This window comes from Akkermansia muciniphila ATCC BAA-835 (assembly GCF_000020225.1).
GTDB classification, from domain to species: Bacteria; Verrucomicrobiota; Verrucomicrobiia; order Verrucomicrobiales; family Akkermansiaceae; genus Akkermansia; species Akkermansia muciniphila.
Genome location: NC_010655.1, coordinates 1,578,706 through 1,593,129, shown reverse-complemented (window position 1 = coordinate 1,593,129; position 14,424 = coordinate 1,578,706). Strand labels below are relative to the sequence as shown.

The 14,424-nt window shown below is 57.9% G+C and carries 12 protein-coding genes; 8 read left to right on the top strand and 4 right to left on the bottom strand.

Annotated features, from left to right (window positions below):
- Positions 1 to 122: 122 nt before the first annotated feature.
- Positions 123 to 740 (bottom strand): HD domain-containing protein, encoded by a 618-nt coding sequence (locus tag AMUC_RS07020; protein ID WP_042448008.1) that lies wholly within the window; start codon positions 738 to 740, stop codon positions 123 to 125.
- A gap of 162 nt (positions 741 to 902) precedes the next feature.
- On the bottom strand, positions 903 to 3,425 hold the full coding sequence (locus tag AMUC_RS07015; protein ID WP_012420351.1) for a M16 family metallopeptidase: 2,523 nt from the start codon (positions 3,423 to 3,425) through the stop codon (positions 903 to 905).
- A gap of 239 nt (positions 3,426 to 3,664) precedes the next feature.
- Between AMUC_RS07015 and AMUC_RS07010 the strand changes: the two genes are divergently transcribed.
- The 3 genes from AMUC_RS07010 to AMUC_RS07000 all read left to right on the top strand — a co-directional run bounded on the left by AMUC_RS07010 (position 3,665) and on the right by AMUC_RS07000 (position 5,527).
- The gene (locus AMUC_RS07010) at positions 3,665 to 3,907 is read left to right on the top strand and encodes a hypothetical protein (RefSeq protein ID WP_012420350.1); all 243 of its coding nucleotides are present in this window, start codon (positions 3,665 to 3,667) and stop codon (positions 3,905 to 3,907) included.
- Positions 3,908 to 4,052: 145 nt separating this feature from the next.
- The gene (locus AMUC_RS07005) at positions 4,053 to 4,532 is read left to right on the top strand and encodes an outer membrane lipoprotein (RefSeq protein WP_012420349.1); all 480 of its coding nucleotides are present in this window, start codon (positions 4,053 to 4,055) and stop codon (positions 4,530 to 4,532) included.
- Between the two features lie 35 nt (positions 4,533 to 4,567).
- Entirely contained in the window at positions 4,568 to 5,527 is a 960-nt protein-coding gene (locus AMUC_RS07000; protein WP_012420348.1) for an aldose epimerase family protein, read from the top strand.
- 84 nt (positions 5,528 to 5,611) lie between these two features.
- Here the strand turns inward: AMUC_RS07000 and AMUC_RS06995 are convergent, their stop codons facing one another.
- Together AMUC_RS06995 and pstB (AMUC_RS06990) are read right to left on the bottom strand one after the other, a co-directional pair.
- Positions 5,612 to 6,259, bottom strand: a complete 648-nt coding sequence (locus tag AMUC_RS06995; protein WP_012420347.1) for a phosphate signaling complex PhoU family protein — start codon at positions 6,257 to 6,259, stop codon at positions 5,612 to 5,614.
- A 185-nt stretch (positions 6,260 to 6,444) separates the two neighbouring features.
- Entirely contained in the window at positions 6,445 to 7,227 is a 783-nt protein-coding gene (gene pstB, locus AMUC_RS06990) for a phosphate ABC transporter ATP-binding protein PstB (protein ID WP_012420346.1), read from the bottom strand.
- 202 nt (positions 7,228 to 7,429) lie between these two features.
- Here pstB (AMUC_RS06990) and AMUC_RS06985 point away from each other — a divergent pair, with 202 nt between their 5' ends.
- From AMUC_RS06985 to AMUC_RS12030, 5 genes are all read left to right on the top strand, one after another.
- Positions 7,430 to 8,392, top strand: coding sequence for a PstS family phosphate ABC transporter substrate-binding protein (locus tag AMUC_RS06985; protein ID WP_012420345.1), 963 nt, complete (start codon positions 7,430 to 7,432; stop codon positions 8,390 to 8,392).
- Positions 8,393 to 8,483: 91 nt separating this feature from the next.
- Positions 8,484 to 10,838 (top strand): ABC transporter permease subunit, encoded by a 2,355-nt coding sequence (locus tag AMUC_RS06980; RefSeq protein ID WP_012420344.1) that lies wholly within the window; start codon positions 8,484 to 8,486, stop codon positions 10,836 to 10,838.
- A gap of 37 nt (positions 10,839 to 10,875) precedes the next feature.
- Positions 10,876 to 12,630, top strand: coding sequence for a phosphate ABC transporter permease PstA (pstA, locus tag AMUC_RS06975; protein WP_012420343.1), 1,755 nt, complete (start codon positions 10,876 to 10,878; stop codon positions 12,628 to 12,630).
- 22 nt (positions 12,631 to 12,652) lie between these two features.
- A complete protein-coding gene (pstB, locus tag AMUC_RS06970) occupies positions 12,653 to 13,432 on the top strand; it encodes a phosphate ABC transporter ATP-binding protein PstB (protein WP_012420342.1) in 780 nt (259 codons plus the stop codon).
- Positions 13,433 to 13,457: 25 nt separating this feature from the next.
- Positions 13,458 to 14,132: a phosphate signaling complex PhoU family protein gene (locus AMUC_RS12030; protein WP_012420341.1), complete on the top strand. Its 675-nt coding sequence runs from the start codon at positions 13,458 to 13,460 to the stop codon at positions 14,130 to 14,132.
- Positions 14,133 to 14,424 lie beyond the last annotated feature (292 nt).

Here is a 14,424-nt window from a genome sequence, read left to right as displayed (position 1 = left end):
GCCTGATAACCCTGCATGGACTCCCAACAGCAACGCAGCTGGCCGGCACAGAAATTCCCCCTCCCGGGCGATTTGCCTTAGCGCATTGGGATGTGCCGTTTCCAAAAAAATCTTCCGCTTCATCACGCATGGCTTTCCTCCTGGCGAAAACTGTTTTCAACGACGCCCGGCAGAAGCTCATAAATGGAACAGCCCGCTTTTTTCTCAAAGAACGCCTTGAGCTGCAGAATTTTTTTCCACCGGTCCACCGTAAACGGATGCACTCCATACCGGATTGTCACATCTACAAACCGTTTTTCCAAAAGGCAGAAACCTGTCGGCATGGCCAAAGCGTCACATAACTGGACCAGGCGGTCGTAGTCGTCATAGACCGCGTTCTCTACAAAATCTTTCATGAACAGGTAATCCTCCCCACTCACGTCAAACGTGCCGATGGAAGTATTGATATCCTGTATCATAAACGCATGGGAAATACAAATCTGCGCCGCCTTTTTCCAGCCTCTTGCCGCACAATAGCGGTACCCGTCTATCAAATGCTTTTCGGAACTTACTCCGGCATACCGTCCAATATCATGCAACAGCCCCAGGACATAAGCTTTTTCACCGGATAACCCTTTACAGCGCGAGGCTATATTTTTACAGGCTTCCGCCACATAGCGGGAATGTTCCGCCCAGCCCCCCGGGTTGGATTCATACGCTTCCCTGATTGCCCGTTCCGCAGTTTTCCTGTCCGGCTCCATCTCAGTCATGGCTGCCACTATAGCGCATCACCACTGAAATAAAAATCACGATTCCGCTACACCCCTCCCCCAGCCTTCAGATGATGTAACGCAAAAATATTCCTTTTTATTTAATCCTGCCTTTTTCCCGGACAGGGAAAAAGGAAATGATTTTCCGGGGAATTACTCCCCGGCAGGCGGACGCACGATGGACCAGGAACGCGGCTGGGCGGGATCCAGCACCTTCCTGATAAAGGCGTTCATCCGGGCCAGATCCATATTCCTGATAGCGTCCGTCTGCTGTTCAAACGCTTCCAGAGGCAGACCGAACAGGATATCCAGCGCCAGCATCTGGCACAAAGTTCCATTGGACTGCATGGCCAGCAGACGGGAAGACAGGGCGGCCGCCCTGGTGCGTTCCAGCTCCTCCTCCGTCATGCCCTGTTCATCAATCATCTCCAGTGTTTTTTCCAGCCTCCGCCCGGCTTCCTCCAATTGTTCCGGGGAAGTGCCCAGATAGAAGCAGATGCCTCCGGCATCCATGCCGATGAACAGGGAAGAACTGGCATAATAGGCCAGTCCGGCCTCCTCCCGGATATTGGTGAAAACGGGACCGGCCATATCACTGCACCAGGACTGGAACAGCAGAGCCTGGGCCATCTCCGGGGAAGCCACGTCCACGCCCGGCACCCCCACTACCAGCACGGCCTGCTGTTTATCCAGCACGGCCACTTCCCGGCCGGCCCGCAGCGCGGGCGTGGGAATCAGGGCCGGAGGCGTTCCCGCCCTCATGCCTCCCAGATGTTTTTCCAGAAGAGGCAGGACCTCATCCTTCCTGACATCTCCGGAAATGCAAATCACGGCGTTGGAAGCGCAGATAATGCGTTCATACTGTTTTTTGATGTCCTGAACCGTCAGTGAAGACAGGCTTTCCGGCGTGCCGGAAGGGGAATTTCCATAGGAAACATGCCCGTAAGCCACCTTCCGCTCCTGCCGGAACGCCACGGAAAGAGGGTCTTCCATATCCTCCTCCGCATCCGCCACAAAAGATTCCTTTTCCCTCAGAAAGGCGTCTTCCGGGAAAGACGGATTCATGACCACATCCGCCATCAGCTCCAATCCGGCGTCCAGGTCTTCCGCCAGAACCTGACATCCCACGCTCAGGGAATTGTTACCGGTGGACGTGTTGATGGCTCCCCCGATGTCCTCCAGAAAACGGGCTATATCCGCCGCGGAACGGGTGGAGGTTCCTTTCAGCAGGCACTCGGACATCAAGTCCGTCACCCCGGCGTCATGCTCATTCTCCGCACGGCATCCGGCCTTGAACGCCATGCAGGCATAGGCCAGCGGCAGGCGATGGTCTTCACGGATCACCACCTTCATGCCGTTGCCAAGAACATGCTCGCTCAGGGCCGTTCCCGCAGAGGCGGAGGCCCTTTCTTCATCCCCGGCGTTGCTGCCCGGGGGGTCCAGGCTGACTTCCGTCACATTCGGGGAAGACAGCCAGGTGGAACAAACGCGGTGCAAATCTTCCGTAGTCACCCGTTCAATAGCTTCCTGCCATTCGGAAGACAGGTTCAAATTGCGCGAGCCGAACCAATCCGCCCCCATTTCCGAGGCCACCCCGGAAGCGGAACTCCTGCGGCGCAGGCGACTGACCCGGGTCTGTTTGCAGACTCTCTTCAGGTCCTCCGTAAAATCCTCTTCCGCCAGATTGCGAAGCTCCTGAAGTACCAGGTCCCGCACCTTGTCGCGCTGGGCGCGGTCCACGTCCATGCTGATGGTAAACGCCCCTTCATCCGTCTCAGACTGGTTGGAATGCACCTCAATGCTGTACACCAGGCCCAGGCGGTCATGGAATTTTTCATAAAAACGGGCGGAACGTCCGCCTCCCAGAATGCTGGACAGAGCGGAAAGGGCTGGCGTATCCGGATGGGCGGAACAGGGCAGGCGCCAGGCAAGGTGCAGCTTGGAGTAAGGCACGGCAAACTCCTTCCGCACCCTGCGGGAACCGAACTGGTGAGGTTCATGGGGAATGGGTTCCCGGTTCAGGGGACGGGATTTCAGGTCTTCCACCAGCAATTCCAGATGGGAAAGAATCTCCGCGGCATCCACGTCCCCCGCGATGGAAAGAACCACGTTGTTCGGAACATAACGGCTGGCATGGTAATCCAGCACGTCCTGCCGCGTCAGGCAGTCAAAGGCGGCGCGCTCACCCAGAACGGGCCAGCGGCGGGGATGCTTGAGATACAGCGTCTGCATCAGAAGCTGGTAGGCCACGGAATCGGGATCATCCGCATACATGGCCATCTCCCGGCGCACGACCTCCTTCTCCCGCTCCATCTCGTCTTCCGGGAACGTGGGGAAAAATACAAGCTCCGTCAGAAGATTCAGGAAAATCTGCCAGGACTCCGCAGGGCCGTCTATATAGTACACGGTGCGGTTCACGCTGGTGTACGCATTCCAGTGGCCGCCGCGTTCCTGCACCTTGCGGGCCAGTTCCTGCCCGGAGAAATGCGCCGTTCCCTTAAACACCAGATGCTCCAGCAAATGGGAAAGTCCGCTCCCCTGCCAGTGCCCCTCATTCATGGACCCCGTGCCTACCCAGTACTGGAGGGACACTACGGGATGAGACTTGTCCTCCTTAATCAAAACCGTCAAACCATTTCCAAAACGGCGCGTCACAGGTTCCTTGGCTGAACTCATGTTCCCTACCGTGCCTCAAGAAGGCGCCCCATGCAAGCCGGCGCTCCGTACGTGCCCCCGGACTGTCAAACTTACCCCGGAGGCTAAAAGCGCGTCCTCATCAAAAAAAACCGCCCTAAAAAGAATCCTCTCCGCGCATTTTTTTGAACAAATATCACTCCCTGCCGCTCTATCTGTCGTAGAACGGCAGCTCTTCTGCCGCTGCATTACCAACACCACACAACCTCACATATCATTATATGAAAAAAATCCTCGCTGTAGCAGCCTTTGCTTTCGCCTTCAGTGTCAACGGTTACGCTCAGGAAGCCGCCGCTCCGGCGGAGTCCCCCGCCCCCGCTGCCCAGAAGTGCTGCAAGAAAGACAAAAAGTGCCCCAGGAAATGCGCCAAGGAAGGCAAATGCCCAGAAAAATGCGGCCAGCCTTGCAGCAAAGGGGAAAAGCCCTGCGACTGCCCCAAAAAGGGAGAAGCCCCCAAGGCCTGACCCAACGGACCGTTAAAATAAATAAGAACCCTTGCCGGAACCTTCCGGCAAGGGTTTTCTCCGCCGGAAGAGGGCAGCCGCGCCCCTTCCGTTGACTGCGAAATTACTTGATCTTAACCTTCAACCCATTTTATAAATCGTCATCATGAAAACAGCTTCCATTCTTACCATCGGCTGTGCAGCCATGGCGCTGTCCATTACTTCCTGCACCAACTTCGGTTCCCCGAACACCTATAACCTGAACGAAATCGGCGGAGCCCAGGAAACCTATACCGGCACGGTCACCAGCGTGGAAAACGTCAAGATCCAGGCCAATAACGCCAACACCGGCACCGGAATCGGCGCCGTGGCGGGCGGGTTGACCGGCGCCATGTTCGGGGGCGGCAACGCCAAATTCGCGACGGCGGCGGGCGGCGCCATTCTGGGCGGCATTGCCGGCAACCAGATTGACAAGGCCGTCAACAACACGACCGGGGAACGCATCACCGTGCGTCTGGACCAGAAGAGGAACGGCACCCGCAACTACACGGTCGTCCAGGTCGCCAGCAGGAACAACCCGATTCAGGTCGGGCAGCGCGTGCGCGTGATCATCGGCAACAACGGTTCCCGCGTGCTGGCCTATTAATTGGACATCCACTACTGACCAAGCTATATACCGGCATGATCTTCGGCACCTTACCCGGCGGCGCACCTGTAGAATTGTTTGAACTGTCTTCCGACAAGCTGACGGTACGCATCAGCAACTACGGGGGGCGCATCATCTCCGTCGTCAAGGACGGCATGGACATGATCGTAGGGCCCAAGCACTTTGAAGACATGCTGAAAGACACCTGTTATTGCGGTGCGATTTGCGGCCGTGTCGCGAATCGCATCGCAAAAGGCAGGTTCTCCATTGACGGGGATTCCCGCACCGTGGCCGTCAACAACGGCCCCAACCACCTGCACGGCGGCATCCAGGGGTTCGACAGCAAAGTCTGGCAGGTGCAGGAAGCCGGGCGCAATACGCTGGTGCTGACCCTGCACTCCGCAGACGGTGAGGAAAATTACCCCGGCAACCTGGAAGTGGTAGCCACCTACACCGTGGTGGAAGAAACCCTTCATCTCCGCCTGGAAGCGTATGCGGACGCAGCCACAATCGTCAACCTCACCAACCACGCTTACTGGAACCTGTCCGGCAAACCCACCATTGATTCCATGACCCTGGAGATACGGGCCTCCGCCTATACTCCGGTGGATGCGACCAATATCCCCGACGGCCGTATTCTTCCCGTGGAAGGAACGGACTTTGACCTGCGGAAAGCAGCCCTGCTGGGGGAACGCAACTCCGCCGCCCACCCGGACACCGCCGCCGGACTGGACCACAACTACGTGCTGGATTCCGAACCGGGCGACAAAATCGCCGCCATCCTTCTTGATCCGGAATCCCGGCACCGCCTGATTGTGGCGACGGATGCTCCCGGCCTCCAGGTATATACCGGGGAATACCTGCCCCAGGCGCGCCAGGGAATAGCGCTGGAAGCCCAGGGCTTCCCCAATGCCGTCAATACCCCCCACTTCCCCAGCGTCATTCTGCGTCCCGGCCAATCCTCCACGCGCAGCATTACCTGGACTGTCAGATAGGCGGCATGCCTGAATCCCGTTTCCGAACAAAAAACGGCGCTTCGACAACGCCCGCAACGGGCTTTCCTGTGCAGGCACGCGGCATCAGGAGGCCGCGTAAAGCCCTTCCGCAGCTACCTTTTGGAGCCCTTCCGCGATGCGTTCCAGGGAACGGCTTACAAAAACCAGATCCGCAACGGAAACCAGATTGTCCTGATATTGCTCAGGCAAGCAGGCAAATGCCTCCGTCAGGGACGCCGCATGCTCCGCCAAATCCTCCAGCGCAGGGACAAGCTCCGCCAGAGCCTCCCCGTCCCAGGAGGAAACAGCCTTATTCACAGCCCTGAACCGCTCCGCCATTTCCCGATAGACAGGATCCGCCAAGGCAGCCTCCCGGATGCGCGGGCGCTTATTCAGCCTGTTGGCCCTTTTGGCGATGGTCACGGCCTCATCACCAATCCGTTCATACATGGAGGACATGCGCAGGGAAGCCAGCACCACTTTGAGGTCGGAAGCCACCGGACTGAAAAAAGCCAGCAGATGCAGCCCTTCCCTGTCCACCGTCATTTCCAGCTCGTCCAATTCTTCGTCATCAGCAATAACCCGGTTGGCGGAAGACTCATTCTGCTGCAAAAGGCCGGCGGCGGCCAAATCAAGGGCGCTCTGCGCCTTATAGGCCATCTGGAGCAAATGCGTATTCAGGGAGGAAAGGGCGGCGTCAAACTCCCTCAGGGTGTGCGCGTCGTGATTCATGATTCGGAATATTGGCTTGATGATTGGATAAGGTTTTGCCGGCATGATAAAAAAGATGCTGCCTGCGCAGGCTGTTCTTTCTGGCGGCGCTGGCAGCCAGCCTTCGTCCAGAGCCGGGAACATGGGGAACACGCCCGGTTCCATTTTTGGAAATATTCTTTGGAAAAAGCATAATCGTCTCTCTGTTAACTGAATCTTCCCGTAATATAATCCTCCGTTTCTTTCAGGGAGGGATTGGAAAAAATCTTTTCCGTAGCATCAAATTCCACCAGCCTTCCCAACATGAAAAAACCGGTCAGGTCCGAAACGCGCGTAGCCTGTTGCATATTATGGGTGACCACAATGATGGTAAACTTGTCCTTGAGACGGTGCATCAGCTCTTCCACCCTCACTGTCGCAATGGGGTCCAGGGCGGAACAGGGTTCGTCCATCAGCAGGATGCGCGGCTTCACGGCAATGGAACGGGCAATACACAGCCGCTGCTGCTGGCCGCCGGAAAGACCATTGGCGGAAGCATGGAGACGGTCCTTTACCTCATCCCAAAGAGCGGCATGCCGCAGGCTTTCCTCCACAGCCTCGTCCAGAATGCCGCGGTTTCTTACCCCCGCCAGCTTCAATCCGTAGGCTACATTCTCATAAATGCTCATCGGGAAAGGGTTGGACTTCTGGAAAACCATGCCCACCTCCCGGCGCAGACGAATGGTATCCAGGGAAGGAGAAGTCACGTCCACCCCATCAATGCGGATGGAGCCTCCCGTAACGCGCGCCTCCGGAATACGGTCATTCATCCGGTTGATACAGCGCAGCAGCGTGGACTTCCCGCACCCGGAAGGGCCGATGAACGCCGTCACCCTGTTCCTGGGGACTTTCATGGTGACGTTGAACAGGGATTGCTTGCTCCCATAACAAAAATCCAGGGAATCCACCTCTACGGCGGTCTGGTCGGCTGCTGCTGGATGCGGAGTCATGTTCTTCTAATGGCGCGTCCTGCGCCTCTGGACGCATGGTATCCCAAAAACAGGGCTCCCTGGCTACTCCGGGTTTGTGACGATTTCTTAACCAGGATTCTCTTCCTCACCATGGGGGCGGAAGGGTATCACTACCCCGTCTTCCGCCATGAACGGCCCCGCCGGACGGAAACGGAAGACGCAACACACCAAAAAAGACGCCATGAAATTTGTCGCCAAAATCCTGACCATCGCCGCCGCCCTCAGCTCCCTGAGCATGGGCGCCAACCAAGTGACCGTTGACAGCAGCATCAAGCCGTATGCGCCCACCAGCGGCGTTTCCGGCAACCTGAACGCCGTCGGCTCCGATACGCTGAACAACCTGATGACCCTCTGGGCGGAAGGATTCAACAAAAAATACCCCAGCGTCAAAGTCGGCGTTGAAGGCAAAGGCTCTTCCACAGCGCCGCCCGCCCTCACGGCAGGCACGGCCCAGCTCGCCCCCATGAGCCGCCAGATGAAGCGGGAGGAAATCGCCGCCTTTGAAGCCAAATACGGCTACAAGCCGACGGAAATCAAAGTGGCCCTGGACGCCGTGGCCTTCTTTGTCAACAAGAATAATCCCATCCAGGCCCTTACCCTGACGCAGATCGACTCCATTTTCTCCTCCACTTTCAAACGCGGCGGCTCCAACATCACCGACTGGGGCGATGCGGGGGTGCCCTCCATGAAAGGAAAAGCCATCTCCATTTACGGCAGAAACAGCGCCTCCGGCACGAACGGGTTCGTGAAGGAAATAGCCCTGAAAAAAGGGGACTATAAAAACTCCGTGAAGGAACAGCCCGGTTCCTCCGCCGTCGTGCAGGGCATCAGTTCCGACGAACAGGGAATCGGCTATTCCGGCATCGGATACGTCACCTCCGGCGTAAAAACCCTCTCCCTGGCGGAAAAAAGCGGAAAGGCGGCGGTACAGCCTTCCTACGATAACTGCATCAACGGAACGTACCCGCTCTCCCGTTACCTGCTGATTTACGTCAACAAGAAACCGGGAGAACCCCTGGACACCCTGACCAGGGAATTCATCAAATTCATCGTATCCAAAGACGGCCAGGAAATCGTGACCAAGGACGGTTATTACCCGATTCCCGCCAAAGTCAGCGCAGAAGTGCTCAAGAGCATTGAATAAACACTCCCTTCCCGTGCCGTAAACACATGCCGGGGCAGGACTCCGGCCCGCCCGCCGGAGTCCTGCCCTCCAACTTCTCCTCTCTGCCGTCATGAGTTCCAATGCTCCCTCCCCCGCACCTTCCAGAAAGCCCAAACCCGTTCCGGAACGCTTTCAGGTGGCAAAAACCACGCTGTGGTTTGACCGCATCATGACCAAAACCATCATCGGCGGAGGATTCACCGTCATTGTAGCCGTTTTCGGCATTCTTTTCTTCCTGCTGGCCGTTACGATTCCTCTCTTCCAGAGCGCGGACGTGGAAGAACGGCAGCACCCCGCGCCCTCCTCTCCGGTTCCGGGAACCTGGGGCCTGGACCCTTCCGGCACGCTTCCCTTTGTCTACGGCAACGGGAAAAACATCTTCTTCCTGGACAAAACTACCGGGAACCTGTCCTCCGTTCCCGTTTCCCTGCCGGACGGCGAAACCGTCTGCGCCCATTCCTATGATGCATCCCTCACCGCCTACCCCATCGCCACGGAATCCGGCAAGGTGGGCCTCATCCATGTTCATTCCGGACTCAACGTCCACGGCCGGACGAATGCCCACGGCCCGGACAAAGCCGGAGCGGAGGCCGGCCCTCTCTACCCCCTGACGGAAAGCGGCTCCGTCCCCGGCAAAATATCCGGCATAGCCTATGCGGACGCGGGAGAACGGAAAATATTTACCGCAACCGTGGAGACAGAACAGGGCACGCGCCTCCTGCTGATGACGCTGGAAGAATCCCGCTCCCTGCTTCATGAGGGAGAACTGGCGCCTTCCGGATTCCATGACCTGACGGACCAGCTGGAAGGCCGCCCCACGGCCATGCTACCCGGAGCCTCCGGAGACAGCCTCGTCATCGCTACGGATGCGGACAAACTTCTTTACTTCTCCTATGATGAAGACGGGGAAACATGGGTCAGACGCCAGATGATTCCGACCCCGCTGGGGAAAGGGGAAAAAATGACTTCCGTCAACTGGCTTTTCGGAGACATGTCCCTGGTCATAGGAGGCGACAGGGGAAGCCTTAAGATTTTCAGCCTTTATCCCCATTCCCGCCCGGACGGCACTTCCCTGCGCCTCTTCGGCCAGACCAGGCAATTCTCTCCCATGGACGGTCCGGTGCAGCATTACGCGGCATCCGGCATCAACCGTTCCTTCCTGGTCTCCACTCCGCGGGAACTCAGGCTCTGCTACGGAACCACGGCCGACATCCGCTGGAACAGCGGACCTCTGGAATTCGTTCCGGTCCAACTGGCCGCCAATGCGGAATTCAACGCCGCCATTGCCGTGGACCCATCAGGAAACATCCATTTCTTCTCTCTGGAAGACAAGCACCCGGAAGCCGGCGCCAAAGCCCTGGTCGGGAAAATATGGTATGAGGGGTACGATTCTCCCAAATGGCTCTGGCAATCCGTGGGCGGCACGGATGATTATGAATCCAAGCTGTCCCTGATGCCCCTGGTCTTCGGCACGCTGAAAGGCACCCTGTACGCCCTTGTCTTCGCCGTCCCGGTAGCGGTCACAGCCGCCATTTACACGGCCCACTTCATGGCCCCTGCCGTCAAACGGGTGGTAAAACCCGTCATGGAAATCATGGCCTCCCTTCCTTCCGTAGTGCTGGGCTTCTTCGGCGCCCTTTACCTGGCCCCCAGAATGGAAGACAAAGTCCCCGCACTGCTCTGCATGGCCGTCCTCATTCCCGGCCTGGCGGCCCTCATCGCATGGTTCTGGACCACCCGGCCCGCAGCCTGGCGCAACAAATTCAGCCGCGGTGTGGAATACATCGTCATGACCCCCGTCATCCTGCTCTGCGCCTGGTTCTGCTGGGAATACCTGGGCTACTGGCTGGAACAGCCCCTCATCAGCCTCTGCCGCAGCGTCATGGGCCTGTGGGGAGACGGGGACTTCCAGGCCGCCAGTTTCGCAGACCTGTGGCGCAACGGCTCCGGCATGCCCTATGAACAGCGCAACTCCCTAGTGGTTGGATTCATCATGGGCTTTGCCGTCATCCCTGTCATCTTCACCATTTCCGAGGACGCCCTGAGCAACGTCCCCCCTTCCCTCATCGCCGCCTCGGAGGCTCTGGGGGCCAGCCGCTGGCAGATGGTCCGCACCGTTGTTCTTCCGGTGGCTTCCGCAGGCATTTTCTCCGCCCTGATGATAGGTCTGGGCCGAGCCGTGGGGGAAACCATGATCGTACTGATGGCCACGGGAAACACCCCCATCATGGACTGGAATATCTTCAACGGCATGCGCACCCTCTCCGCCAACATCGCCACGGAACTGCCGGAGGCGGCGCAGGACTCCACCCACTACCGGGTCCTCTTCCTGGGCGGCCTTATCCTCTTCTCCATGACATTCATTCTGAACACTCTGGCGGAAATAGTGCGCCAGCGTCTCCGCAAACGCTTCAACGTCGTGTGAACCATCCAACCCTTTCCCTCCCATCCATCCACCTTCCATGAAACAGGACTTCAGCCTTCCGCCCGCCCCCAAACGCCCCCTGGGGGAAGTCAATATCTGGCTCGCCTCCATCGGGCTCTCCCTGGGCCTCATCATGATTTTCGGCCTGCTGGGCATCATCGTCTTCAACGGTCTGGAGGCCTTCTGGCCCAAAACTATCCATGAACTGACGCTCGCCCCTTCTTCAAAAGAAGAACAACCGCTTGTCCTGTACGCCGGCATCACAAAGGACCAGACGCGCCACGTCCCCGCAGACCCCGCCCATCCCGGCTCCACAGCCAGAGACGTGCGGGAATACCAGCTTTTCACCGGCAGCAAGGAATCCTATGGACAATCCTACCGCTATGTGGACGCGCACAATGTCACTGCCTCCGCCACCCCCAAAGGCCTTCTGTGCCTGGAACGCATGGAGGGAGGGAACACCCTGGTCAAACCTCTGGAACTCAAGCTGGCCTCCGGAGAAACCATCCCCGCCGCCTCACCGGAATTCATGGAGGCTTTCCGCCGCGTGCTGGACCGGGAAACAGACCTGAGGGACAGGGTCAAAACCATTGACACCAGGGACATCGGCTCCGTCAATACCCGTCTGGCGGACGTCAGACTGGATATCAAGGCCATAGAACGTTCCTACGACATCCGGGAAGAAAACGGACGGCGTACGGCCGTCCCCAGGAAAAACCCCATTCTCACGGATATGGACGACCCGGCCGGTGAACTGGACCGGCTCCGCGCCAAAGAGGAACAGCTCAATGCCGAATACGCCCGGTACACCGCGGAAGCAGCCAAACTGAGGGCTCAACAGGGCCGAGACTCTCTTGTGTATGCCCTGGGAGACGGGGAAAGAAAGGAAATCCGCATGGATAAAATCGTTTACGGCTACCAGCCGAATGACCTGGGGTTCTTCGGCAAATGCGGCGTCTTCCTCCACAACCTGTACCATTTCATCACGGATGATCCGCGGGAAGCCAACACGGAGGGCGGCATCTTCCCCGCCATTTTCGGCACCTTCATCATGACTTTGCTCATGAGTGTGCTGGTCACGCCCGTGGGGGTCATCGGAGCCATCTACCTGAGGGAATACGCCAGACAGGGGGCTCTGGTTCAGGCCGTGCGCATCTGCGTGAACAACCTGGCGGGCGTGCCTTCCATCGTCTTCGGCGTTTTCGGCCTCGGCTTCTTCGTTTACTATCTGGGAGGGAGCATCGACGAACTTTTCTACTGGAAAAAGCTGGCTGTGGACAACACCCCCACCTTCGGGACCTCCGGCATCCTGTGGGCATCCCTCACGCTGGCCCTGATGACGCTGCCCGTAGTCATCGTCTCCACGGAGGAGGCACTCTCCGCCGTCCCCCGCGGGCTGCGGGAGGCTGCCCTGGCCTGCGGGGCCTCCAAATGGCAGATGATTAAACGCATCATCCTCCCCAGCGCCCTGCCGGGCGTCATGACCGGCCTCATTCTGGCCATGGCCCGTGGCGCCGGAGAGGTAGCCCCACTCATGGTCACGGGAGTGGTCAAGCTGGCCCCCTCCCTGCCCATTGACGGGGAAGGCCCCTTCATCCACCTGGAACGCAAATTCATGCATCTGGGCTTTCATATCTACGACGTGGGCTTCCAGTCTCCGGACTCGGACGCCGCCCAGCCCATGGTTTTCGCCACCACGCTGCTCCTCATCCTGCTGGTGGTGGTCATGAACCTCACGGCCATCCTCATCCGCAACCGCCTGCGCAAAAAATACGCGGCCTCCAGCTTCTAACCCCATTCTCCTTCACCATCCCATGACTGAACCAGCCGCCGCAAACGACGAACCCATCATTGAAGTGGAAGACTTCTCCTTCTTTTACGGGAGCAAACAGGTTCTCTTCAACATCGGCATGACCTTTGAAACCAACCGGGTAACCGCCCTCATCGGGCCCTCCGGCTGCGGAAAATCCACGCTGCTCCGCAACATCAACCGCATGAACGACCTGGTCCCGGACGTGCGCCACCAGGGGGATATCCGCATTGACGGCACCAGCCTGTATGACCCGCGCGTGGAAGTCATCTCCCTGCGCAAGCGCGTAGGCATGGTCTTCCAGAAATACAACCCTTTCCCTAAAAGCATTTACGAAAACATCGTCTTTCCCCTCCGTGTGGCCGGCCGCAACAGGCGCGCGGAACTGGACGAAACCGTGGAACGAAGCCTGAAGGGAGCCGCCCTGTGGGATGAAGTGAAAGACAAGCTGCATGAAAGCGCCTACGGCCTTTCCGGCGGCCAGCAGCAGCGGCTGTGCATCGCGCGCGCCATTGCCAACCGCCCCCAAATTCTGCTGATGGATGAACCCTGCGCCGCCCTGGACCCTATCGCCACCTTAAAAATAGAGGACCTGATGGAAGACCTGAAAAAAGAACTCACCATTGTCATCGTCACCCATAACATGCAGCAGGCCACACGCATCGCGGATCGGACCGCCTTCATGTACATGGGCCGCCTGGTGGAATACGGGGAAACGTCCCAAATCTTCACCAATCCTACGGAAAAAGAAACGGAAGCCTACATTACGGGCCGTTTCAGCTAAAAGCCCATTCCAAACCATTCTCCTCATGACATCCCCCGGCAATCACATCCTCCCCCACTACGACGCGGCCCTGAACGCTATCCGCCTCCGCGTCAATGCCATCTGCGGCAGCCTGCTGAAATACATGGACATTCTGGAACGGGTCATTTCCGGCCCGGACAGCGACGGGGCCAACAGCATCATTGCGGACAGCGACCCGCTGCAGGAAGAAACCCGGCAGGTTCTCTCCCTCTGCTCCTCCGTACTCACCCAGTTCCATCCACTGGGACGCGACCTGAGGCTCGTCATCACTTTCTCCCGATGCGGGGACAAGCTCCAGGAATGCATGGAGGAAGTAACGGGTATCGCCAAGCATGCCAAGTCCTCCATCAGGCATCAGGAATCCTTCTCCCCGGATATTGTGCTCCCTCTGCTGGAAATGGCCGTATCCGAATTCAGAGACGCCGCCAGGTGTCTGGAAACGCAGGATGTGGACGCCGCCAGGGAAATACGCCTGCGCGACAAAAAACTGGACAAAGCCCATCGCAAAGCGCTGGCCCTTCTGGTCTCCCCCGAACGGGAGGACTCCCCTTCCCTCAACGTCAACCTTCTCTTCATTATCCGTTCTCTGGAACGGATAGGAGACATTGCCAAAACCATCGCCGCCACCGTCGTCTTCCTGAAGGAAGCCACGGATATCCGCCACGGAAAAGAAAGATAAAACCATTCCTGCCCGCACGGCGATTCCCTGTTTCCCGTACCGAAAAAATATCCGGAGTAATCATCATAGCCGAGGGAGAAGATGAAACCGTCATGCAGGACAAAGAGAGGTCATGATAAACAACATGATCCGATTTTCGTGTGTCAGAGGCTTCCCCATAAGGCTTATGCGGATCAGCATCTCAGCAGTTGTGTTTTTTGCACACCATCCTCCAAATAATCACAACTAACAGATTATCAGCATATAGAAAACAAACATTCTAAGGATATGCGATAAAGGATGGAATTGGACA